Source organism: Microbulbifer mixtoriginis (SeqCode), from assembly GCF_052467945.1.
This window is the reverse complement of sequence record NZ_CP174328.1, coordinates 2,523,903-2,547,427: the sequence shown is the minus strand read 5'-3', so window position 1 is coordinate 2,547,427 and position 23,525 is coordinate 2,523,903. Positions and strand designations below refer to the sequence as shown.

Sequence of the window (23,525 nt, the reverse complement as noted above, 5' to 3'; positions counted from 1 at the left end):
TTGTTCCGCTTACCAGAATCCCTGCATACGAATAGCAAGCTGCTTGGTTTGATCGCCGGTAAATTTATCATCCCCGAGAGTCACGTTCAGCATCAGGCGCACTTTGGGATTAAAATAGTAATTAAACCCAAAAACAAAATTACTTACCTTCATGCCGGGAATATCCCGGTTTTCGATGGTATCGTAGCGTGCGGTAATCTCGAAGGCGCTCTCTGGTGGAGTAGGTTTGATAGATCTGAAAACTCCATTTTTCTCATCATAGGGTTTGTGCTGACCAGTGATCGCCCAACTTCCCACGATATACCAAGTGCGTACATCTTGGTCTCCGATAAAACAACCGGTATATGGGTCACAAAAAAAACGAGGCGGCGCGCCAAAGAACTCAAAAAATGTAAATTCGGATAAATAGAAATCTCCGGAAAAAATCCCAAAAGCGTATTCAGACTGGGCGTAAAAAGGCCCATAGGCGCCAGCGAGTTCTAATCCCAGAATCCACACATCTCCACCAGGGTCGCCCTGATAAAATTCATCATCGCCAAAATCACCGAAGAAAAATTCACCACCACCGGGGCTCAGTGCAACCAGTTGTTCTGGGCCGCGACGCCCTGCGTATTCGACTAGTGCCTCGCGCGGTGGCGTGTCTTCATTGGCGTCTTCATAGCTGAATGAAGCGCCCAGATGTACAGTGCTGTCGAAGTTACTGATTGGGGCCCAGGTAAATCGGGTGGCGGCACCAATACCCTCGTTGCGTGGATCACCGGGGTTGCGCAGATTAAAAAGGGTGACCCCATAGGTATGACAGCACCAATGGGTATGCCAGCCAATTCCCTGTTGCCTGCCGCGGTTGTCGTAAATACCAGCGGATGAGGCAAAGGATCTCTCCATCATGGTGATTTGATTGGAGGAAGTGAGTTGGTTCATCGAGCGGCTGGGTTTAAAATTTCCTATGCGGAGGCTTCCATCAAAGACTTTAGTGCCCAGGTATACAGTCCTTAATCCTCCAGTTCCAGAGGAGGCAAAGTCTCTTTCCAGTTCGTATTCCCATTTCCACAATTTTCCCCGCATTTTTAGTCGTACTCGACGAAAATCTGTAGTGTTTACGGGTTCTTCAAGTTCTGTATCAAACAAGATGGTGTCATAGTAGTTTTTATCTTTGTCAAAAAAATATGTGTCAAAGTGAATGCGGCCGCCGAGTTCTGCAGAAAAATTTTCATCCTTGGACGTAATTTTTAGTCCCCCTTCAGTTTTGGCCTTATCAGCAGTGGTGAAGGGAGATAAAAGTACACAGGTTAGGGCGAAATACAGGGCGTAGTATTTCATGCAGTGTCCTTAGAGGCGGCTGTATCTTTAGCTGCGTATTGTTGCAGTTTAGCAAGTAGGTTTGATGATTTTTCGGTTTTCTGGGGTAGGGCTTACTTATAAATAGAAGGTCTTGGGGTGTGGCCGAGTAAGGGATGGGGGTTCTTAAGTAAGCCCGTGAAACACCTGTAGCTGTGTATACTTCTACAAGTGTTTCCTGGGTGGAAATGAAGCTGGTTGTAGCTCAATTGTTTTCCTGATAAGTGAAGGTTTAGATACGCTCCAGCTTATAGCCTTTTTGCTTCATCAGCTCAGCAATGCTGCCTTGGCCGACTAAATGACCGGCGCCGACAACCACAAAGAGTTTGCGATAGTTCGGCGCTTTTAAGATTATTTTGTTCGCCATTTTCTCGTTGCGCTGAAAAAACAATTTTTCATAAAGCGGCTGATACTCGGGATTTTCTTCAAGGCCATCGAGAATAATCAGGCGATTGAGAGCTTTGTCGTCTCCGGCTTTCCATGCACTAGTGAGCTTTGGCAAAAAGGTGGAGATATCTTCCAGCTGCTCAAGTGTTTGCTGGAGTAAAAGGGCGGGATTATCCAGGCCATTTAATAGCTGGAATTGCTGTAGAACCCCCTCCAGTTCCAATACCGGTTTGCCGTCCTTTTTAGCCTTACTTAGGAAGTGGCGATCGATACCCAGCTCCGGGTTGAGACCCTGGGCCTGCATTTCGATCATGCTCATGGAAATCATGGCGATGGCTGGGCGCTGGCGAATAAACATAGCCTCCGGCATGTTGCGTTTGTGCATCCAGGCTTGTAATTTCTTGTACAAATCTGCGGGGAGGTCATCACGCAGGCTGCGTTCTCCCTGATAAACAGACTCCATCATAATTTTCTGCTGTATCAACATATCGCTTTCGGCGGCGAGGATATCAGCTTCAACAGCAACGGCATCACTTTGGGCATAGGCACGCTCTATCTGGGAGCGCATTGGGTAATAGTCTTCTGTGGCCAGGTGGATAGATCCCAGCAGGTAGACAGTTTTGTCCTCCTTGGTGGCTTTCCAGAAAATACCTTGATCTGTTTCGGCTGCAGAGGCTGTGCCAACAAATAATATAAGAACAAGAGCGATTGACCGTGTGAAGTAGCGTTGGAACATTACTTTTCCCTGAATGTGTTGAGGCGAATCATGTTAGCACTCGAGAAGCCCGTCTGATACCAAGTGACTGCGTAGGTAAATTGGCCTTGCCAGAGGGGTTTGTTGCAAATCTGTGTGGAATCTACTGGGAAATTACTTCTGTGAGGGTCAAAATACTCCCTTTGTTCCACTTTTGCGGTAGATGTTTTGAGAATTGTACAAATCTGGCCTGAATTGGAGCCTGGAGATAGAGGCAAGGCTGCGCTGGATTTCATTCAGGAGTTGGCTCGTCAGGACGCAAAACCAATTGTGATCTCAGCCGGGGGGGCCTTGGTGGCGCGCCTCGAACTGCATGATGTTCAACATATCCCATTGCCTTTGAACAAGAAGCCTTTTTGGGCTATGGCCCTTGTGCGCCGCTTACGCAGTGTCCTACAGAATTTAAATGCGGATGTGGTCCATGTCCATGGGCGTTTAACCGCCCAGGTGGTCTGGCGAGCTTGGGATGGTATGGATGTCAATACACGCCCCAGTTTGGTTACTCATGTCGATGGTTATTATTCGCCCAGTCGAAGGGATGTAGGGTTGGTTTCCGGGCCATGTGTGATCGCATCATCCGATGGAATTGCCAGCCACCTGAAAGCGCATCTTGGGGAAAAATTGGTTAATCCTACCCATATCGTGCACTGGGGCATTAGCTCTCGGGAGTTCGATCGCAGTAAACCTGTATCAGGCCAATGGCATCTGCGTTTCCTGAATAGCTATCCGCAACTGGAGGGAAAAAATTGGTGGCTGTATTCGGGCCCCTTGTCTGAAAAGGGTGAGCTGAAGGTGTTTTTGCACGCTCTGGCGCGGGCCGTAACTAGCCGGGAGGATTTATTGGGGTTGGTGGTAGGGGCATCAAAGGGTGGTGATTTACACCATATCCGCAAATTGGAGCAATTGGCTCAAGAGTTGGGGCTGGAAGGGAAAGTACTTTTTCTGGGAGAGAGAAAGGATTTACGGGAGCTCTATGCCTCCTCGCAATTGACTTTCAGTTTGGCCAACCCTGGTGAGCCTAGCGGCCAAAGTGCTATGCAGGCTTTGGCGATGGGGTGCTCTGTGGTTGCCTATAAAGATACTTGTGCTGGAGAGGTGCTGGAGGGCTGCTTCCCCAAGGGGGTCGTTGAGCGGGGAGATTCACAAGCTTTATGTGATGTGGGGCTGGCTTTAATGGAGCGGCGGGATAAAGTGGAGTTAAATGGTTTTTTTCATGAAGAAATCGTTAAAAAGACCATAAATATCTATCGGGATTTAGTTGGTTCTTCCAGCCAGGCAGAGGCTGATTAAAAATTAAAGTGCCCATTAAATGAGGCAAAATCGAAACCGGGATTGGGGATATTCGTATAGGCATTGGAAAAGTGGCTATAGCGCAGCGATAGTGTATGGCCACTACTGAAGCGATAGCCCAGAGCAAAATGTAAGGCAAAATTTACCTTGGTGCTGAGTCGAATGTCGCCAAATTCCTGCTGGCTTAAATAAGAAGCCCCGACACCCGCCTCACCAAAGCTACCGAGGGGTTCACTGCGCGGATACCAACGCAGCACCGGTTTGATTTCTAGAATATTTTGCTGCTGGGTTTTATTGAGGTGTTCCAGGCGGATATAGGAATAACTGCCTTGTCCCCACCACTGCCAGGAATTATTGGCATTGTTGAAAGAGGTGAACAGGTAGGAATAGTTGATACCGCCTACTTTGGCGGCTGAAATCGAGTCTCTCTGCATTAGGACATTTCCTAGCCCCTTTCCTGCGCTGATAATAATTTCCTGTTCGGCGATAGTGGCAGGGGCGCCGGGGAGAATCCAAGCGAGCAACAGTGTACAGCCCAATGCTGTGTTGCCGCTTACACCATTTTTGGAATATTTACGCATGGGTTGTGAGGATCATAGTTGCAAGAGCTGTAATTAAGACTAGTGGGAAAGTGATTGAAGGCAAGCACGCTACCTATCGACCGCCACCGGCTTCCTCAAGTTTGGCTGGGGCTGAGATCAGTCCCAGGCCGCGGAGTTTTTGGACGGTTATCGCCACTGACGTTTCAGTTGACGAATGGCATCGGAGTGCAGTTGGCGGGCGCGTTCCTGACTGAGCCCAAGCTGTTCGCCGATAACTCTGAAAGAGCAATCCTTGTCTGAAATCAGTCCATAGCGCAGGTTCAATACCGTCCTTTGCCTAGCTGGTAGGCGGTCGACAGCTTCGCGTAGTCGCTCTGCCAGCTCTTGGTTGGTGACCAATTCATCGGTATTGTAAAGTTCGTCGGCGGGAGCGTAATCCAAGCGGGTACTGCTCTGGTCGTCTGCGACAGGGTCGTCCAGTGAGCCTGTTGGGCCGGGTAGCTTGAGCAAGCTTTGAATTCGTTCCAGGTCAAGCCCCGTGTGCCTGGCTAGATTTTCATCGGATGCGGGCTGGCCTAATGCGCGTACCTCGCCGATGGCACGGTAAATTGTGCGTAAGTCATCCTGCACATTGGCTGGCTGGCGAACCAAATCTTCATTGCGTCGCATAGCCAGTTGTATTTCCTGCTGAATCCACCAGTAGGCGTAGGTTGAAAATCGGTAGCCCATTTGCGGCTTGAAGCGCTCTATTGCTTTCATCAAGCCGACGTTCCCCTCCTGAATCAGATCAATAAAAGGGACTGAGGGATTGCGAAAGCGCTTGGCAATAGCGATTACCAGGCGTAAATTGCACTGAATCAGCTTTTTTCTTTGCTCCTGAAAGCGTCTCAGAAGCCCACCGAGTTTGCTTCTTTCCCGTCGGGTGAGTTCTTCGAGTGAAAGTAACATCTCCGTGCGAGCAATTATCAGGCCGTGGTCATAGGCACCGGTACTGCCCCGCTGCTCCACGCCTTCACTACGCAATTGCACAAGCTCGGTTCCGCACTGCTGTAATTTCTCAATCAGGGTATCTTCGAGATCCCGCAGTAGGCAGGTGGTACTGTGTTCCTCCTCGGGGGTAAGCAGCTCAAGTCTGTACAGGTGCTTGAGATAGCTTTGCATTGGGGTGCTGCCACTTTCGCTGAGCGATTCCCCAACTGAATGGATCTCTTCGATATCGGGTTCGGCATCTTCTGCCTGACCGCGATTTTCCGCATTGGAGCAGGAATCGGAGAGGGCGTTGTCTGTATCCTTCAGCCAGTCTTCATCCCTTGAGTAAAAGTTTTCTCGGGACAAGTGCTTAAACCTTCTGTTGACTGCGTGAACGATATGCTTTGTTCAGTCTCTCCAGGCGCTCTTGGCGCCCTTTTCACCTTAACGATAGATGAAAGTTGAATTTTGCGTCCATTAAAGGTTGACTGATGAGTTTTTGTGGGAGGGGCTGGGCGCAGCAAACGCCCAGTTAATAAAAGATAAATTATTTTAGGCGCTTAACTCGCATTTTCTTTCCGCCATTGGCGGGTTTCATAAAGAAGGAGCCAAACATTGCACGCTCTACGATAATTAGATCGCCGGCCTTCCAGAAAATGCGCCCTGTATCATTCTGCTTCCAAATCTGACCATTCTCCAGAGTGATAATCTTTTTATTGTGAGTGCTCTCTTGAATCTCAGTGATTCTTGCCTCAATAGACTCAGGTGTCTCTACAGTTTGCTTATACTCTTGACCAAAATTTTGTTCGGCTCGCCTTTCAATGGAGTTACTGAGCTTATCGTAGCAGGCCAATCGGTCTGTATTGGATGTCACTTTAGAGCAGTGTTTGAGCTGCTTTCCAAGTGAATCTGCATAAACACTGGAGGTAAGGATCGCTAGAAGGGAGATTATAAAAATTCGAGTCATGACTATTTATTACGCTTTTGCCGGTTGTTGGCTTTATTTTGCCGGAGCAGTTGGTGATGGACAATTGGATTTGTGCGTCTCAGCACGCTTTTAGTGGAACCTACATGGAAAAATAGCTTCCATAAAAATGGGTCACCCTGCCACTCTTTAGTGTTCAGGCCGGCTCATTTGTAAGAGCAGTGCTTACATTAGGAGGTTGTCGAGCGCTTAGCTATTGGTTGGGTTAAAAATATAGGCAAAAACTATCCAGGGGCGGAAAATGAAAGGTCTTATTACTCCCGCAGTTCTATTGGCCACGCTAGGTTACCTTAGTTTTGAGGGGTTGCGACTCTCTTTTGCAGGGGAGGCCTTTGCCGCTACGAGCATGGTTAGCCTGTCTCAGAGCCAGCAGGGGAAAAACATAGAGCAGGACTTTTCTGGAAATGGTGCTCAGAAGGAAATGCTTGATGGCAGTGAGATGATGGAATTTGAAGGGGACATCTTTGCGGATGTACCTGAGCATGCGGCAACCGATAAGGGTGTCGGGCAGAGAGATTCATTGGGAGAGAAATCCCCGAGTAAATGACTCAAAGGTATCCTTTGTTGCTGTCTTAGTAAAAAACCGGGTTTTACCCGGTTTTTTTACTGTTTACATGGGCTCAGCGTTTTTGAGCGCTAAAGTGTTTGCCGCTTTGACTGCGGCTGTCATCGCCCATTAAGTAGAGGTAGGTGGGCATAATTTCTTCTGGTGCCGCCACAGACTTGGGGTTTTCTGCCGGATAGGCTGTTGCGCGCATTGGGGTGCGAGTTGCGCCTGGGTTGAGGCTATTCACCCGTACATTGGATACACCATCCAATTCATCGGCCAATACCTGCATAAGGCCTTCTGTTGCGAACTTTGATACAGAGTAGGCACCCCAATAAGCCCTTCCCTTTAGGCCTACGCTGGAACTGGTGAATACCACTGATCCGGCTTCGGATTTTTCTAGTAATGGCAGTAGTGTTTTAGTGAGTCCAAATACGGCATTAACATTGACCTGCATAACCTGTTGCCAGGCGGAGAAATTGTAATTTGCCAGAGGGGTGCGCTGCCCGAGGAGGCTGGCATTGTGAAGTAGCCCATCGAGACGGCCAAACTCCTGTTCAATGGCCTCGGCAAAACTTTCAAAGTGCTCTATTTTGGCTTCATTGAGGTCCATTGGGAAAATGGCCGGCTGCGGTCCTCCTGCGGCCTCAATCTCGTCATAGACCATTTCGAGTTTTGGAGTGGTGCGTCCCAGTAAGATTACAGTGGCTCCGTGTGCGGCGAAAGTCTTTGCTGCAACTTTGCCAATACCGTCACCAGCGCCGGTAACAAGTATGATTTTATCTTTTAGTAGGTTTGATGGAGCGACATAGTCGCCGGCATATTCAGACATGAAACATCCTGATGCTGGCGCCCAGCATCGGGCCGGGCATGGTTTCGAGGGTTAAATATAATGTTGCTGGAGTAGGGGCCAGATTTCATCCACTGAGCTGACCAGGTGATCGGCACCCCAGTTAGCGGGATCGTCGGAGGCATCAATATATCCGTATGCGCAAGCAATGGTGGGCATGCCCGCACGCTGGCCAGCAATGATATCTCGCTGATGATCCCCTATATAAACGGCATCCGCTGGAGTGCAGCCTATTTTGCTGCAGGCGAGCAGTATGGCTTCAGGGTCCGGCTTGGACTTGCTCACATGATCCGGGCAAATCACAGTGGAGGCTGGCGGCAGGTGTTCGAATGCTCGCATAAGGGGCACAGTAAATGCTTCGGGCTTGTTGGTAACGATACCCCAGGGGATTTCATTTTGTGCCAGCGTATCAAGTAATGGCTCTATGCCGGGAAAAGGTACGGTCTGCTCTGCGAGGTGTGCCAGGTAAAGATCCAGTAGGCGCTGCAAAAGGCTGGAAAATTCAGGATCGCCTTCCTGCTTGCCAAACCCCAGGGTGACCAGTGCCCGCGAGCCGCTAGAGACTGTGCCACGGATAACCTGATCGGGCAGGGGAGGGAGTTGCTCCTGGTGGCGCAACTGATTGAGTACGACAATAAAGTCTGGTGCGGTGTCGAGGAGTGTGCCATCCAGATCAAATAAAACTGCTTTCATTCTATGGTTCGCTTATTCGGGTTTGCTGGCATACATCAGGTAATTGACGTCGACGTCGCGGGGGTTCAGTTTATAGGTGCGGGTTACCGGGTTGTAGGTCATGCCGGTGATATCGCGTAACTCCAGATCCGCCTCGCGCAGCCAGGCACCCATTTCCGAAGGTCGGATAAATTTGCTGTATTCGTGGGTACCTTTGGGTAGTAAGCGTAGGATATATTCCGCTCCCACCACCCCGAAAAGCCAGCCTTTAGGGGTGCGGTTGATCGTCGAAAAAAACAGGTGCCCGCCGGGTTTGACCAAGTTGGCACAGGCGCGGATTACCGAGGCAGGATCGGGTACATGCTCGAGCATTTCCAGGCAGGTGACAACGTCGTAACTTTCAGGGGCTTCCTCGGCAAGTGTTTCCACTGTAATACGTCGATAATCTACCGATACGCCACTTTCCAAGGCGTGTAGCTTGGCGACATTGAGAGGGGCTTCGCCCATATCAATACCGGTTACCGTCGCGCCTCGCTGAGCCATTGCCTCGGCTAGAATGCCACCGCCACAACCGACATCCAACAGTTTTTTACCAGCCACCGAGGCGTATCTATCGATATAATTAGCACGCAATGGGTTAATTTCGTGAAGGGGTTTAAATTCGCCTTCTTTGTCCCACCAGCGGCTGGCAAGTTGTTCGAATTTGGCGATTTCCGCGGGATCTACATTACTCATGAAATTCTCTGCATACTCCGTCGCTATCAACCCGTAAATAAATTTGTGCCGGGTTAGTTCAGCACTGAGGTGCTGTCGCCGGCTATAAGCCGGTCCTAGTCCGCGAATACGAGGAGGGTCGAATGACTACTTCCGTACTTCACGGGCGGCAATAAATGACGAAGAGAGTCAATTTAATTGCCCGGTTAATCGTCAGTTGCTGGCTGCTTATTGCAGTTGAATTACCGTAACCAATAACGCCTAGCGTGAATGGCCGGCGATTCTATCACGCCATAATTGCGCCCGCTGGATTACCTCTGCCTCATTCAAGGTTAACAGCTGGCGATCCTCCAGCAGTTGTTTGCCGGCAACCCAGACATCGCTGACATTGTGTCCACCGCTGGCATAAATTAACTGTGATACAGGGTCATGCACTGGTTGCTGTTCGAGGCCGGATAGATCGATCGCGGCAATATCGGCGCTCTTGCCGATTTCCAGGCTGCCAGTCTTCTCTTCAATTCCCAGGGCGCGGGCACCATTGATGGTGGCCATCGCCAGTGCCTGGTGAGCGGGAAGCGCAGTGGCCTTGCCGCTTACGGCTTTGGCGAGCAGGGCGGCGGTACTGGCCTCGGCAAAAAGGTCCTGACTATTGTTACTCGCGGCTCCATCGGTGCCCAGGGATACATTGATACCGGCGTCGAGCATCTCGACCGTGGGGCAGAAGCCGGAGGCCAGTTTGAGGTTGGAGGATGGGCAATGGGCCACATGCGCACCACTGGTTTTTAACAACTCTATGTCCCGTTCATTGGTTGCTACCATGTGCACACAGAGCGTTTGTGGGCTCATTAGGCCTAGCCGTTGTAGTCGTTCGGTGGGGCGTTCACCATTTTGTTTCAACGCAGTTTCCACTTCTTGGTAAGTCTCATGCAGATGGATCTGCACGGGAATTTGCGCCTCGGCGGAACACACGGCGATTTTTTCCAGGGTCTGATCGCCAACTGTATAAGGGGCGTGTGGTGCAAACATCACCTCAATGCGTTCATGGGCGCGGTAGTCGTCGCGCAGTGCCAAGCCTTTGTGCAAGGCCTCTTCGGCGTGGCGGCTCCAGGGGGTGGGTACGTCTAATATCGGGAAGGCGATGTGAGCGCGGATGCCGGTTTCCCGAGCGGCGATTGCTACGGCTTCTGGGTAGAAGTACTGATCTGAGAAGGTGGTAGTGCCCGAACGCAACATTTCAGCAATAGCGTGCCGGCTGCCATCTGCGACAAACTCCGGCCCCACCCAGCGTTGTTCCGCTGGCCAGATATGTTTCTCCAGCCACTCCTTGAGGGGGCGGTCATCAGCATAACCCCGCAATAGTGTCATGGGCGCGTGATTGTGAGTATTGATCAGTCCGGGAATCAGGGCGTGATGTCCTAACTCTACTTCCCGCTTTGCCTTAAAGCGTATCTTGGCTTCTGCCGATGGCAGCAGAGCGGTAATTTTTCCGCCTTCAACAGCGAGTGAGCAGTTCTCGTACACTTTTTGTGCGGGGACTACCGGAATAATCCAGCGCGCATGAATCAGGGTATCTATTGCTTGGGGCATGGGGAGGTAAGTGGCGACGGTTAAGATAGGGATTTACTTTAGCGGCAGAGTCTGCCCGCGGCAACAGCTGTAGGTGAGGCTCGGAAGTGCGTGGGGACTGCCATCCAAAGGCGTCAAACTGTGCTAGAATCGCCCGCTTATCCGGGCTCAGTATCCATGCCCGCGCTATAAAAGGAACGCCGTAAGCCATGGGCGAATTAGCCAAAGAAATCTCTCCGATTAATATCGAAGAAGAACTAAAGCAGTCTTATCTCGACTACGCCATGAGCGTGATCGTCGGGCGCGCACTGCCGGATGTACGCGATGGCCTCAAGCCGGTACACCGTCGTGTGCTCTTCGCTATGAGCGAGCTTAAAAACGACTGGAACAAACCTTATAAAAAGTCAGCGCGTGTCGTTGGCGATGTGATTGGTAAATATCACCCGCACGGAGATACTGCGGTCTACGACACCATTGTGCGTATGGCTCAGCCGTTCTCTATGCGCTACACACTGGTGGATGGCCAGGGTAACTTCGGTTCTATCGACGGTGATAGCCCGGCCGCCATGCGTTATACCGAAATTCGTATGGATAAGCTGGCCCACGAGCTGCTATCCGACCTCGATAAAGAAACGGTCAATTTTGTCGACAACTACGATGGCTCCGAGCAGATGCCGGAGGTACTGCCTTCCCGAGTACCGAACCTGCTGGTAAACGGTTCCTCCGGTATTGCTGTGGGCATGGCCACCAATATTCCTCCTCACAATTTGGGGGAAGTTGTTAATGCCTGCCTGGCGCTGATTGCTAACCCCGAGCTGTCTGTCGACGACTTGATGGAGCATATTCCCGGGCCGGACTTCCCCACTGGCGCAACCATTAATGGCCGTGCCGGTATCTTACTAGCCTACCGCACTGGTCGCGGACGCATCTATGTGCGCGCCAAGGCGGACGTTGTTCGCGATGACAAGAGCAATCGCGAAACGATCATCATTACTGAGATTCCCTTCCAGCTGAACAAAGCGCGCCTGATCGAGCGAATTGCCGAGCTGGTGAAAGAGAAGAAGATTGAGGGTATCTCTGAGCTGCGCGATGAATCCGATAAAGACGGCTTGCGTGTAGTGATTGAGCTTAAGCGCGGTGAGCTGGGTGATGTGGTCCTGAATAACCTCTATTCCCAGACCCAGCTGGAGAGCGTGTTCGGCATCAATATGGTAGCTCTGGTTGATGGCCAGCCCAAGGTGCTGAACCTGAAAGAGTTGCTTGAGCACTTTGTACGTCACCGCCAGGAAGTGGTTACCCGCCGTACGGTTTACCTGCTGCGTAAAGCACGCGAGCGCGGCCACATTCTGGAAGGCCTGGCAATTGCTATTGCCAATATTGATCCGGTCATTGAACTGATTAAATCCTCCGCAACACCGGCGGAAGCTCGTGAGGCGCTGCTAGCCAAGGGTTGGCCGGTGGGTAACGTACAGCAGTTCCTGGAGCGCGCTGGCGCCGATGCCTGCCGCCCAGATGACCTGCCTAAAGAATTTGGCCTGCGCGATAACGCTTACTATTTGTCCCCGGCTCAGGCTCAGGCCATTCTCGAACTGCGCCTGCACCGCCTCACTGGTATGGAGCACGACAAACTGCTGGCGGAATATCAGGACCGCTTGGAGCAGATCGCTGAGTATCTGCATATCCTCGGCAGTTTTGAGCGCTTGATGGAAGTGATTCGCGAGGAGCTGGAGCAGCTGTCAAAAGACTTTGGCGATGAGCGTCGCACCGATATTGTTGCCTCCCGTCAGGATTTGACCGTAGAAGATCTGATTACCCCGGAAGACAAGGTGGTGACCATTTCCCACGGTGGCTATGCCAAGAGCCAGCCTCTGACCGATTACCAAGCCCAGCGTCGTGGTGGTATGGGTAAGTCGGCCACCCAGGTGAAAGATGAGGACTTCGTCGAGCACCTGCTGATCGCCAACTCCCATGACACTATTTTGTGCTTCTCTAACAAGGGCAAGGTGTATTGGCTCAAGGTCTATGAGGTGCCGACTGCTGGCCGCGCATCCCGTGGCCGCCCGGTGGTCAATATGCTGCCCCTCGAAGAAGGTGAGCGCATTAGTAGTCTGATGCCAGTGTCTGAATACGATGAGGATCACTTTATTTTCTTCACCACCGCCAATGGCACCGTGAAGAAGACTCCACTGACGGCCTTTGCCCGTCCGCGCAGCGTTGGTTTGCGCGCAATTGAGCTGGAGGAGGGCGATCGTCTCGTCGCTACAGCGGTAACCGATGGTGAGCGCGATGTGTTGCTGCTCACCAGTGCTGGTAAAGCAGCCCGCTTCTCCGAAGCCAATGTGCGCTCTATGGGGCGCGTGTCTCGCGGTGTGCGTGGTATCCGCATGCAGGAGGGGCAGGAAGTGATCGCCATGGTAATCCCTGAAGAGGGAGGCTCCGTGATGATGGCGACTGAAAACGGCTACGGTAAGCGCACCGCGATCAGCGAGTTCCCCACGAAAGGTCGAGGTACCCAGGGGGTTATCGCAATCGCCGAAAGCGAGCGTAACGGCGCTCTGGTCGGAGCCTGTCAGGTCCACCCGGGTGAGGAAATGATGTTAATTTCCGATCAGGGTACTCTGGTGCGCACCCGAGTCGATGAGGTTTCGGTGCTGGGGCGCAATACCCAGGGTGTGCGTGTCATTCGACTCAAGAGCGGTGAAAAACTGGTGGGTCTCGGGCGCATCGAGGAGACGGAAGAAGAGGGTGAAGATAACGGTGGGGCCGAGTGACCCACCCCAAACTACCAACAGAAAGGCTGCGATTATCGCGGCCTTTCTTGCCTCTGGCACCCTAAGAAATGCTTAAAAGCGTGATATCCATCTCCCAAGATGGTGTTTTGTGCGTCGGCATATCTAGTTGAATTTGAAACCATTTTTAGTTTGTGGAAATCAGGTCATGAGGAAATACAATTTCTGCGCTGGTCCAGCGGCTCTGCCGGAACCGGTCTTACAGCAGGCACAGTTGGAGCTGATGGACTGGCGCGGTCTGGGTTGTTCAGTAATGGAAGTTAGCCACCGTTCGCCGGAATTTGTTGAGGTGGCTGAGCGCGCGGAGCAGGACTTGCGCGATCTGCTCCAGGTGCCGGATAACTATAAGGTGCTGTTTCTGCAGGGGGGCGCTACCGGGCAGTTTAGCGCGATACCCTGGAACTTGTTTGGCGCCGGCTCTAAGCAGGCAGATTTTATCCACTCGGGACAATGGGCCGCAAAAGCGATTAAAGAGGCCCGGCGCTATGGTGATGTGAATGTGGTCGCCACTAGCGAGGACCGCAATTTTAGTTATGTGCCAGCGCAGAATAGCTGGCAGCAGAGCGAGGGTGCGGCCTATCTTCATTACACGCCCAACGAGACTATTGGCGGTATCGAGTTTGATTATGTTCCAGAAGTGGACTGCCCTCTGGTTGCGGATATGTCATCAAATATCCTTTCCTGCCCGATCGACGTGGAGAAGTTCGGTGTAATTTATGCCGGCGCGCAAAAAAATATTGGACCTTCGGGAATTGCGGTCGCCTTAGTGCGCGATGATCTCCTGGATCGGGCGATGAAAGATATTCCGCGCAGTTTGAGCTGGAAAGTGGCAGCCGATGCCGGTTCAATGGATAACACCCCGCCCACATTTGCCTGGTACCTTTCCGGCCTGGTTTTCCAGTGGCTTAAGGCGCAGGGCGGGGTTGAAGCTATGGCCCAACAGGCCGCTAAAAAATCCTCGTTACTCTATGAGTTTCTCGATGGCAGCGATTTCTTTTCCAGTCCGGTAGAAAAGTCCAGTCGCTCGCGGATGAATGTCCCATTTGTGCTGGCCGATGAGCGCCTCGATAAACCGTTTTTACAAGAGGCTGAAGCAGCTGGGCTGTTGAGTTTGAAGGGACATCGCTCTGTGGGTGGCATGCGCGCATCCCTTTACAACGCGGTGCCTTTTGAGGCGGTGAAGGCGTTAGTGGCCTTTATGGCAGACTTTGAAGCCCGCAAAGGCTAGAGAGTAGACAATTATTAACTTCAGGAGAAAGTAGAAAGCGGATGACAGAGGAAACCGTGGGAGGCGACCAGCGCCTGCTGGAGCTGCGCAATCGTATTGATAGTATTGATTCAGAGATCGCGCGATTAATCAGCGAGCGAGCCAGTTGTGCACTGGAAGTGGCTGAAGTAAAGAAAGCGACAGGTGAGGATGCGCTCTACTATCGTCCTGAGCGTGAGGCGCAGGTACTGCGTCGCGCCATGGAGCGCAATGACGGCCCCCTGACGGATGAAGAAATGGCACGGCTGTTTCGTGAGATTATGTCTGCCTGCCTTGCTTTGGAGGAGCCGGTCAAAGTGGCTTATCTCGGGCCAGAAGGTACCTTTACCCAGCAGGCGGCCCTGAAGCATTTTGGTAATTCTGCGCAGAGTCGTCCGCTGGCGGCCATTGATGAGGTCTTTCGCGAGGTGGAAGCCGGCGCTGTAAATTACGGTGTAGTGCCCGTGGAAAATTCTACCGAGGGTGTGATTAATCATACCCTGGACAACTTTATGAACTCCAACCTCAGTATCTGTGGTGAGGTGGAGCTGCGAATTCACCATCATCTAATGATTTCTGACGTGACCCGCCCTGAATCGATCACGCGGATTTACTCCCATGCCCAGAGTTTGGCCCAGTGCCGAAAATGGCTGGATGCACATTACCCCAACGTGGAGAGGGTGGCGGTTTCCAGTAATGCGGATGCGGCCAGGCGTGTTAAAGGGGAGTGGAACGCTGCAGCAATCGCTGGCGATATGGCTGCCGAATTATATGGTCTCAAAGTGCTTTCTGAGAAAATCGAGGACCGACCGGATAACTCAACGCGCTTCTTGATCATTGGTACCCAGCGGGTGCCCGCCAGCGGTGATGACAAAACCTCCCTGATGGTCTCTATGCGCAATGAGCCGGGTGCGCTGCACGATTTGCTGGAGCCATTTCGCCGTTATGGAATCGATCTCACCAGGGTGGAAACCCGCCCATCCCAGTCTGGAAATTGGACCTATGTATTTTTCGTAGATTTCAAAGGGCACCGGAATACAGATGATATTGCGGAGGCACTCAAAGAGGTTGGCGCCTGTGCCTCGGACCTGAAAGTGCTCGGGTCCTACCCGCGCGGTGTTCTGTGATGGAGAAGTCTCATATAGGTCGCTTATTGGTGGTTGGTGTCGGCCTTATAGGTGGTAGCTTCGCATTGTCCCTAAAGGCGGCGGGTGCCTGCCGTGAGGTGATCGGTGTCGCACTCCAAGAGGAAGTCTGTGAAGAGGCAAAGAAGCTGGGCGTGGTCGATCGTGCCTATACCAGTCTGCCGGAAGCGCTCGACTTGTTGGAGGAGGGAGACCTGGTTTTTATCGCTGTGCCAACCTTGGCGGTGGAGTCGGTGTTTGCGCAGTTGAAGGACAATCTGCCCGAAGGTGTAACGGTTACCGATGCTGCCAGTGTTAAGGGAAGTGTGCAGCGCTCGGCGGAAAAGGTCTGGGGCAGGGTGCCGAACTTCCTGGTGTTGGGGCACCCGATTGCTGGCTCTGAGAAGAGCGGGGTTAGTGCCGCACGAGATGACCTTTATCGCGATCACCGTGTCATCCTCACTCCGGCTCCTGATACCGATGTCGATCGCCTGCGCTTGGTGGCTCAGGCTTGGCAGGCTGCAGGATCTGAGGTGCTGACAATGTCGGTAGAAGAGCATGATGAGGTGCTGGCTGCAACCAGTCATCTACCTCATGTAATCGCCTTCAGTCTGGTGGATACCTTGGCCCACGACGCCGAGAATGAAAATATCTTCCGCTATGCTGCTGGAGGTTTTCGCGATTTTACCCGTATTGCCTCCAGCGACCCGGTGATGTGGCGGGACATTATGTTGGCCAACCGGGATGCCATTTTACAGTCGATCGATCTCTACAGTCTCAATCTCTCCTCTCTGCGCAGTGCCATTGCCTCCGGTGATAGCTCGGCGCTGATGGGGGTTTTTACCCGCGCTAAAGCGGCGCGGGATCACTTTACAAAAATGTTGGCAAAACAAGCGTATTCAGAACCTATGCAAGCTAAGGAAGTAACTTTTATTGCCCAGCCGGGTGGCACAGTGAGTGGCAAGCTCCGTGTTCCTGGAGATAAATCTATGTCTCACCGTTCAATTATGCTGGGCTCCCTGGCTGAAGGTGTGACAGAGGTGGAGGGATTCCTCGAGGGGGAGGATGCCCTCGCTACTCTGCAGGCTTTCCGCGATATGGGGGTGGTGATTGAGGGGCCGGACAAGGGGCGAGTGACAATACACGGGGTGGGACTTCATGGCTTGCAGGCACCGCCCGGGCCCCTATATCTGGGCAATTCCGGAACCTCCATGCGCCTGCTTGCTGGTTTGCTGGCGGGGCAAGGCTTCGACGTTACCCTGACCGGCGATGAGTCCCTCTCTAAGCGCCCTATGAATCGAGTTGCCAACCCATTGCGAGAGATGGGCGCGGCTATTGAGACTGGCCCTGAGGGGCGTCCGCCGTTATTGATCAAAGGCGGCAAGCCTCTGTCAGGGATCAATTACCGGTTGCCAATGGCAAGTGCCCAGGTGAAGTCTGCGGTACTACTTGCAGGCCTTTATGCAGAAGGTGAGACCAGTACCGAAGAACCGGCCCCCACTCGAGATCATACCGAGCGTATGCTGCAGGGCTTTGGTTATGCTGTGGAGCGAAATGGCGCCTGTGCGACCTTGCGTGGTAGTGGGGGGCTTAAGGCTTGCCGTATTGATGTGCCGGCGGATATTTCCTCTGCGGCTTTCTTTATGGTGGCTGCGGCTATTTCCCCGGGAGCCGATGTGATGCTGGAGCATGTGGGCATCAATCCCACCCGCGACGGGGTTATCAATATCCTGCGGGCCATGGGTGGCGATATAAAGCTTTTAAGTAAGCGTACTGTAGGGGGGGAGCCGGTTGCGGATATTCGGGTTCGCTATGCACCTTTAAAGGGGATTGCCATTCCAGAAGATCAGGTGCCACTGGCTATCGATGAATTTCCCGGACTTTTTATTGCTGCCGCTTGTGCCCAGGGGCAGACGGTATTGACCGGCGCCGAAGAGTTGCGTGTGAAGGAGAGTGATCGTATTCAGGCGATGGCTAACGGCCTTTCTGCCTTGGGGGTGAGCGTGGAGCCTACCGCGGATGGAATTGTAATCGATGGTTCTCCTGAAGATGCTGTATTTTCAGGCGGCACTGTGGATAGTTTGGGGGATCATCGTATTGCGATGGCTTTTGCGGTGGCATCGTTGCGTGCAAAGGATACAATTCGCATCCTCCACTGCGCTAATGTGGCGACCTCCTTTCCAAATTTTGCCGAGCTGGCCATCGGTGCAGGTCTAAAGCTGCAGTTGGCATGACCTAAGGCATGACCTAAGGCATGGGTTAAGGAGGGGCCGGTTTGCGCGGCTTACAATGAAGTTGAGTTGTACAAAAATATGAATGAAACGAACAAGCTGCCACCGGTCGTCACAATTGATGGCCCTAGTGGTTCTGGTAAGGGGACTATCGCAAAGTTGCTGGCGGATAGGCTGGGCTTTGTTCTTTTGGATTCTGGTGCTCTCTATCGGGCTGCAGCTTTGGCGGCCCTGGAAAAAGAGGTGGATCTGGCCGATGAGGATTCGCTGACCGAGGTTGCCAGAGATCTGGATGTTCGCTTTCTGATCAGTAATGGTTGTCTGCAGGTCCTGCTGGAGGGGCGCGAAGTCAGCCATGAAATTCGTATGGAACGGGTGAGTATGGCGGCCTCTACTGTCGCTGCCATTCCTGGGGTGCGCGCCGCACTGTTACAGCGCCAGCGTGATTTTCGATTACGGCCTGGATTGGTTGCTGATGGCCGCGATATGGGCACGACCGTATTTCCCGATGCTCCTGTCAAAGTCTATTTGACCGCCAGTGCAGAAGAGCGCGCCAGAAGGCGCGAGGCTCAGTTGCGGGAGAAGGGGGTTTCTGTTAGCCTCCGCGACCTGCTGGAGGACATCCGTGCCCGTGATGCACAGGATATGAACCGAAAAGCGTCCCCCCTGGCTCCTGCGAAAGATGCGGTAGAGCTCGATAGTACTGGGGTGACGATTGAAGAGGTTCTCAACGAAGTGCTGGCACTGGTGCAGAAGCGAATCGCGCCCTGAACCACAGAAGTCAGCAGCAGATAGTTTTAACGATAACGGCCGGGTTTTGCCAGAATTGCCCGGCCGTTGTTGTAATCCGACCCGCGTTCTGGCATCGCGGTTGGGGTCTTGGCTGGCGGTTGACTAAACTCAACAGTTACCAACGGCTGGACCCAGCACTATAGGTAATGTAATGAGCGAGAGCTTTGCTGATCTATTTGAAGAGAGCCTGAAAAGCGTTGAAATGGCACCGGGCGCTATTGTTACTGGTGTTGTAATTGACGTAGACAAAGACTGGGTAACCGTTCACGCGGGCCTGAAGTCTGAAGGCGTTATCCCTGCTGCTCAGTTCGCCAACGATAAAGGTGAAGTTGAGCTGCAGGTGGGCGACGAAGTACAGGTTGCCCTGGAAGCTGTAGAAGACGGTTTCGGTGAAACCCGTCTGTCCCGTGAAAAAGCCAAGCGCGCTGAAGCCTGGAAAATCCTCGACGCAGCTCACGCAGCTGACGAAGTGGTTAAAGGTGTTATCAGCGGCAAGGTTAAGGGTGGCTTTACTGTCGACGTTGCCAATATCCGCGCATTCCTGCCCGGCTCTCTGGTTGATGTTCGCCCGGTTCGCGACACCGCGCACCTGGAAGGTAAAGAGCTCGAGTTCAAGGTTATCAAGCTGGATGCCAAGCGTAACAACGTAGTGGTTTCCCGTCGCGCTGTGATGGAAGCTGCAACCTCTGAAGAGCGTGAAGCGCTGCTGGAAAGCCTGCAAGAAGGCATGAGCATTAAGGGTATCGTTAAGAACCTGACCGACTACGGTGCTTTCGTAGATCTGGGCGGTATCGACGGCCTGCTGCACATCACCGATATGGCTTGGAAGCGCATCAAGCACCCAAGCGAGATCGTGAACGTTGGCGACGAGATCGAAGTAAAAGTACTGAAGTTCGACCGCGAGCGCAGCCGTGTATCCCTGGGCCTGAAGCAACTGGGCGAAGATCCTTGGGTATCCATCAAGCAGCGTTACCCAGAGAACAGCCGCGTGAAGGCGGTTGTAACCAACCTGACCGACTACGGCTGCTTCGCAGAGCTGGAAGAAGGTGTCGAGGGTCTGGTACACGTTTCCGAGATGGATTGGACCAACAAGAACATCCACCCGTCCAAAGTTGTCCAGGTTGGCGACGAGGTAGAGGTGATGATCCTGGATATCGACGAAGAGCGTCGTCGTATCTCCCTGGGTATCAAGCAGTGCCAGGAAAATCCGTGGGATGCCTTCGCGCGTAAATTCGCTAAAGGCGACAAGATCTCCGGTAAGATCAAGTCCATCACTGACTTCGGTATCTTCATCGGTCTCGACGGCAGCATCGACGGTCTGGTTCACCTGTCCGATATCTCCTGGAACGAAGCTGGCGAAGAAGCTGTTCGCAAGTTCAAGAAAGGCGACGAAATCGAGACTGTTATCCTGGGCATCGATTCCGAGCGCGAGCGTATCTCCCTGGGTATCAAGCAGCTGGAGTCCGATCCGTTCTCCGACTACGTATCCACTAGCGATCGCGGCAGCATCGTCAATGGTATCGTGAAGGAAGTAGACGCTAAGCAAGCGGTAATTACCCTGGCAGATGAAGTTGAAGGCATTCTGCGTGCTTCTGAAATCAGCCGCGACAAGGTTGAAGACGCTCGCAACGTTCTGAAAGAAGGTGAAGAGGTAGAGGCTAAGATCACTAGTGTGGATCGCAAGAACCGCGTGATCAGCCTGTCTATCAAAGCCAAAGATCAGGACGACGAGAAGCAAGCCATCAAGGATCACAGCAAGAAGCAGTCTGAGCAGGTTCAGCCCGCTACTATTGGTGACCTGATTAAGGCACAGATGAGCAACAAAGATTAATAGTCTTTAAGTGTTCATTGCTCCAAGTTTGGTGCTTGGAGTGACCCGAAAGCCGGACTGGGGTTGCCCAGTCCGGCTTTCTATTAGATGATTGGCGCTCTACTCCAGAAAATCAATGACTTACAAAGGTTGCGGAGCGCATGACCAAGTCCGAACTGATCGAAAGGATTGCGTTGAGGTTGGATCAGCTGCCAGTTAAGGATGTAGAGCTGGCGGTGAAGGTGATGTTGGATACTATGTCTGACTCCCTGTCGCAGGGTGAGCGTATTGAGATACGTGGTTTTGGTAGTTTTTCCCTACACTACCGAGCGCCGCGCACTGGGCGTAACCCCAAGACGGGGGATGCTGTGGCGTTAGCGGGTAAGTATGTACCCCATTTCAAACCGGGGAAAGAGTTGCGCGACAGAGTCAATCGCAGTATGCATGATGTGGTTGGGATCGAAGTATGATTGCATCTTAGGGCTTGCGGGATCAGAGGGGCAGGGCTCCTCGAGTGGCAGTACCGTTCGCCAGAAAATTCTATTGGCTATTAGAGTCACCCTTTAGTGGAACGTGGAGGTTCCCTTGTCATTTCTGCGCTGGCTGATGCACTTTATTTTCGGTCTTCTGGCCCTGGTATGCGTTGCTCTCGGAATCTATTTCGCGGTGGAAAACTCCCAGGTAATCTCCCCGGTTATTGCAGGCTACTCATTGCAGTCAGGCAGCGTTGGTGTTTGGCTTATCTGCATGTTGCTGCTGGGTGTCCTGCTCGGATTTCTCGCCAGCCTTTTGCCAATTTTTTCCCAGCGTCGCCGCGTGCGAGGTCTTAACAAGCAGCTGAAAAAGATGGAGCGCGAACTCCAGGCTGTTCATCATAAGGCTACCGGAGACTGACTTGCTGGACTTAGCCTATTTCTTCTTTTTACTGGCTGCCGTTGCAATCGGTTGGGTGCTGGGTCGAGGCAGTACCAGGAAAAAGCCTGACTTTAGTGGGCAGGAGCAATCCCTCGCCCGCTCCTATGCTCAGGGGCTCAACTATTTGCTCAGCGAGCATCCCGATGACACTATTGAGAAGTTTATTGATTCTCTTGAGGTAAGCCCGGTCACTTTCGATACACACCTGGCCTTGGGGAACCTCTTGCGTAGGCGAGGGGAGTACGACCAGGCTATTAGAGTGCATCAAAACCTGCTGGCGCGCCCTAGTCTATCAAGGCAGAGCCAGCACAAGGCCCAATTTGAGCTGGCTTGCGACTATATTGCTGCAGGTTGGTTGGATAGAGCCGAGCGACTATTACAAGAGCTGGTTGAGACTTCACAGGAGCTGCGTGCAACCAGCCTCGAGCACTTGATAGAAGTCTATAGGGATGAGAGAGAGTGGGCTAAGGCTATTCATGCTGTAAATCTACTGCATGGCCGCCGCTTTAAGCGGCTGTCAGCGGACTGGGCTCCTGTGCAGGCACACTTTTGCTGTGAGTTGGCTGAGGAGGCTATTACCGGCAAAGACTACTTGAGTGCGCGAAAGCATCTCGACGCGGCTTTAGGGTATGATCGAAGTTCGGTCAGGGCTTGCCTGTTGTGGGCGCGACTCGAATATTTGCTCGGCAAGCAGCGAGATGCCATTAAAGTATTGCAGCGGATCCCCAAGCAAAGTCCAGACTATATCCCAGAGATTCTAGAGTTGTTAGTCACCTGCTACGTGGAACTTAATGATGGGAAGGGGTTGGACCGCTATCTTGAGTCGCTTCTCAAGGAGCACCCTTCAAATAGTGTGCTGATTGCCCTGACTAGCAGGATTCAGGAGCAAGATAGCGAAGCTGCCGCTGCAGCTTTTATGGGAAAGCAGCTTGCTCTGCGTCCTTCTTTGCGAGGGCTTGGCCGCTTTCTGGACTTATATATAGGTACTGCGCAGGGTAGATCGAGGGAAAATCTCTCCCTACTGAAAGCGCTTATCGATCAGTTGATCGCTAGCCGCCCACACTACCGGTGTAGCAACTGTGGTTTTTCTGGTAACCAGTTGCATTGGTTGTGCCCCAGTTGTAAGCACTGGGATTCTGTCCGGTCAGTCAAAGGGATCGAGGGTGAGTGATCAGCTCCCTCGGCCACCGTATAACCTAATCCTTAAGAGGTATTTCTTTGCAGTCTCAAGTCTCCTCCCCAGTTATTGTTGCTCTTGACTATGACAGCGCTGATGCCGCGCTCTCCATGGCTGACCAGTTAGACCCGTTGCTTTGTCGGGTAAAAGTTGGCAAGGAGCTTTTCACTATTGCTGGGCCCGACCTGGTTCGTGCCCTTGTGGACCGTGGGTTTGAGGTGTTTCTAGACCTGAAATTTCATGATATTCCCAACACTGTCGCTGCGGCGGTTAAGGCGGCTGCGCGCATGGGGGTCTGGATGGTGAATGTGCATGCTAGTGGTGGAGAGCGCATGATGAGGGCGGCTGTAGATGCTCTGAGTGAATTTGGTGCTCGCAAGCCATTGTTGATTGGAGTTACTGTATTGACCAGTACCACCCCGGAAGAGCTGGCTGCCACTGGGGTTGCTAAACCGCTTCAGGAGCAGGTGCTAAATCTGGCTACACAAGCACAGTCTTGTGGTCTCGATGGCGTGGTCTGCTCTGCCCGTGAGGCTGAAGCGTTAAAAGCGGCTTGCGGCCCCGACTTTGAGCTGGTGACTCCGGGAATTCGTCCTGCGGGCAGTGATGCCGGCGATCAGCGACGGACTCTCACCCCTTCTGAGGCGCTGGATCAAGGTGCTGACCTCTTGGTGATAGGTCGACCTATTACTGCAGCAAAGAATCCCATGGTCGCCCTTCAAGATATATTGACTGAAATTGCAGGAAATTAAGGTTTGTTTGCCTAGACCGGGTGTGATGTAGTGTAATAGCCCTCGGGCAAAGTGTTGTTTGACCTGTTGGTATCA

General features: G+C 52.5%; 21 protein-coding genes. 12 read left to right on the top strand and 9 right to left on the bottom strand.

The window, feature by feature from the left end; genetic code table 11:
* Nucleotides 1-9: 9 nt before the first annotated feature.
* The gene (locus ACJJIJ_RS11205; protein WP_444937425.1) at nucleotides 10-1,320 is read right to left on the bottom strand and encodes an OprO/OprP family phosphate-selective porin; all 1,311 of its coding nucleotides are present in this window, start codon (nucleotides 1,318-1,320) and stop codon (nucleotides 10-12) included.
* A 250-nt stretch (nucleotides 1,321-1,570) separates the two neighbouring features.
* Entirely contained in the window at nucleotides 1,571-2,461 is an 891-nt protein-coding gene (locus ACJJIJ_RS11200) for a TraB/GumN family protein (RefSeq protein WP_444937424.1), read from the bottom strand.
* Nucleotides 2,462-2,647: 186 nt separating this feature from the next.
* Between ACJJIJ_RS11200 and ACJJIJ_RS11195 the strand changes: the two genes are divergently transcribed.
* Nucleotides 2,648-3,769 (top strand): glycosyltransferase, encoded by a 1,122-nt coding sequence (locus tag ACJJIJ_RS11195; protein ID WP_444937423.1) that lies wholly within the window; start codon nucleotides 2,648-2,650, stop codon nucleotides 3,767-3,769.
* Here ACJJIJ_RS11195 and ACJJIJ_RS11190 read toward each other — a convergent pair.
* The 3 genes from ACJJIJ_RS11190 to ACJJIJ_RS11180 form a co-directional block, all read right to left on the bottom strand.
* Complete coding sequence (locus ACJJIJ_RS11190; protein WP_252082397.1) at nucleotides 3,766-4,350, bottom strand: acyloxyacyl hydrolase; 585 nt, start codon at nucleotides 4,348-4,350, stop codon at nucleotides 3,766-3,768. The genes ACJJIJ_RS11195 and ACJJIJ_RS11190 overlap by 4 nt on opposite strands.
* 147 nt (nucleotides 4,351-4,497) lie before the next feature.
* On the bottom strand, nucleotides 4,498-5,646 hold the full coding sequence (locus ACJJIJ_RS11185; RefSeq protein ID WP_252082396.1) for a sigma-70 family RNA polymerase sigma factor: 1,149 nt from the start codon (nucleotides 5,644-5,646) through the stop codon (nucleotides 4,498-4,500).
* A gap of 181 nt (nucleotides 5,647-5,827) precedes the next feature.
* Nucleotides 5,828-6,247, bottom strand: coding sequence for a hypothetical protein (locus ACJJIJ_RS11180; protein ID WP_444884288.1), 420 nt, complete (start codon nucleotides 6,245-6,247; stop codon nucleotides 5,828-5,830).
* A gap of 259 nt (nucleotides 6,248-6,506) precedes the next feature.
* On the opposite strand from ACJJIJ_RS11180, the gene ACJJIJ_RS11175 reads away from it, so the two are divergent.
* A complete protein-coding gene (locus ACJJIJ_RS11175) occupies nucleotides 6,507-6,812 on the top strand; it encodes a hypothetical protein (RefSeq protein ID WP_444884289.1) in 306 nt (101 codons plus the stop codon).
* A 73-nt stretch (nucleotides 6,813-6,885) separates the two neighbouring features.
* On the opposite strand, the gene ACJJIJ_RS11170 is transcribed toward ACJJIJ_RS11175, so the two are convergent.
* From ACJJIJ_RS11170 to ACJJIJ_RS11155, 4 genes are all read right to left on the bottom strand, one after another.
* A complete protein-coding gene (locus tag ACJJIJ_RS11170) occupies nucleotides 6,886-7,644 on the bottom strand; it encodes a YciK family oxidoreductase (protein WP_444889836.1) in 759 nt (252 codons plus the stop codon).
* A 51-nt stretch (nucleotides 7,645-7,695) separates the two neighbouring features.
* Complete coding sequence (locus ACJJIJ_RS11165; RefSeq protein ID WP_444902730.1) at nucleotides 7,696-8,355, bottom strand: HAD family hydrolase; 660 nt, start codon at nucleotides 8,353-8,355, stop codon at nucleotides 7,696-7,698.
* Nucleotides 8,356-8,367: 12 nt separating this feature from the next.
* On the bottom strand, nucleotides 8,368-9,069 hold the full coding sequence (gene ubiG, locus ACJJIJ_RS11160) for a bifunctional 2-polyprenyl-6-hydroxyphenol methylase/3-demethylubiquinol 3-O-methyltransferase UbiG (RefSeq protein ID WP_444937422.1): 702 nt from the start codon (nucleotides 9,067-9,069) through the stop codon (nucleotides 8,368-8,370).
* Nucleotides 9,070-9,309: 240 nt separating this feature from the next.
* Complete coding sequence (locus tag ACJJIJ_RS11155) at nucleotides 9,310-10,635, bottom strand: TRZ/ATZ family hydrolase (RefSeq protein ID WP_444937421.1); 1,326 nt, start codon at nucleotides 10,633-10,635, stop codon at nucleotides 9,310-9,312.
* A 188-nt stretch (nucleotides 10,636-10,823) separates the two neighbouring features.
* Between ACJJIJ_RS11155 and gyrA the strand changes: the two genes are divergently transcribed.
* The 10 genes from gyrA to pyrF all read left to right on the top strand — a co-directional run bounded on the left by gyrA (nucleotide 10,824) and on the right by pyrF (nucleotide 23,450).
* On the top strand, nucleotides 10,824-13,385 hold the full coding sequence (gene gyrA, locus ACJJIJ_RS11150; RefSeq protein WP_252082387.1) for a DNA gyrase subunit A: 2,562 nt from the start codon (nucleotides 10,824-10,826) through the stop codon (nucleotides 13,383-13,385).
* A gap of 166 nt (nucleotides 13,386-13,551) precedes the next feature.
* On the top strand, nucleotides 13,552-14,631 hold the full coding sequence (gene serC / locus ACJJIJ_RS11145; protein WP_444884293.1) for a 3-phosphoserine/phosphohydroxythreonine transaminase: 1,080 nt from the start codon (nucleotides 13,552-13,554) through the stop codon (nucleotides 14,629-14,631).
* A 41-nt stretch (nucleotides 14,632-14,672) separates the two neighbouring features.
* Nucleotides 14,673-15,776 (top strand): prephenate dehydratase, encoded by a 1,104-nt coding sequence (gene pheA / locus ACJJIJ_RS11140; protein WP_252082383.1) that lies wholly within the window; start codon nucleotides 14,673-14,675, stop codon nucleotides 15,774-15,776.
* Nucleotides 15,776-18,007, top strand: coding sequence for a bifunctional prephenate dehydrogenase/3-phosphoshikimate 1-carboxyvinyltransferase (locus ACJJIJ_RS11135; protein ID WP_444937420.1), 2,232 nt, complete (start codon nucleotides 15,776-15,778; stop codon nucleotides 18,005-18,007). The genes pheA and ACJJIJ_RS11135 overlap by 1 nt, the downstream gene beginning before the upstream one ends.
* Before the next feature lie 78 nt (nucleotides 18,008-18,085).
* The gene (gene cmk / locus ACJJIJ_RS11130; protein WP_444937419.1) at nucleotides 18,086-18,775 is read left to right on the top strand and encodes a (d)CMP kinase; all 690 of its coding nucleotides are present in this window, start codon (nucleotides 18,086-18,088) and stop codon (nucleotides 18,773-18,775) included.
* 172 nt (nucleotides 18,776-18,947) lie between these two features.
* On the top strand, nucleotides 18,948-20,627 hold the full coding sequence (gene rpsA, locus ACJJIJ_RS11125) for a 30S ribosomal protein S1 (protein WP_252082377.1): 1,680 nt from the start codon (nucleotides 18,948-18,950) through the stop codon (nucleotides 20,625-20,627).
* Between the two features lie 140 nt (nucleotides 20,628-20,767).
* The gene (gene ihfB / locus ACJJIJ_RS11120; RefSeq protein ID WP_252082375.1) at nucleotides 20,768-21,076 is read left to right on the top strand and encodes an integration host factor subunit beta; all 309 of its coding nucleotides are present in this window, start codon (nucleotides 20,768-20,770) and stop codon (nucleotides 21,074-21,076) included.
* Nucleotides 21,077-21,191: 115 nt separating this feature from the next.
* Nucleotides 21,192-21,500 carry a lipopolysaccharide assembly protein LapA domain-containing protein gene (locus tag ACJJIJ_RS11115; RefSeq protein ID WP_252082373.1) on the top strand — a complete coding sequence of 103 codons (309 nt, stop codon included), beginning with the start codon at nucleotides 21,192-21,194 and terminating at the stop codon, nucleotides 21,498-21,500.
* A 1-nt stretch (nucleotide 21,501) separates the two neighbouring features.
* Nucleotides 21,502-22,692 (top strand): lipopolysaccharide assembly protein LapB, encoded by a 1,191-nt coding sequence (gene lapB, locus ACJJIJ_RS11110; RefSeq protein ID WP_444937418.1) that lies wholly within the window; start codon nucleotides 21,502-21,504, stop codon nucleotides 22,690-22,692.
* Nucleotides 22,693-22,739: 47 nt separating this feature from the next.
* Nucleotides 22,740-23,450 carry an orotidine-5'-phosphate decarboxylase gene (pyrF, locus tag ACJJIJ_RS11105; RefSeq protein WP_252082369.1) on the top strand — a complete coding sequence of 237 codons (711 nt, stop codon included), beginning with the start codon at nucleotides 22,740-22,742 and terminating at the stop codon, nucleotides 23,448-23,450.
* The last annotated feature ends 75 nt before the right edge of the window (nucleotides 23,451-23,525 follow it).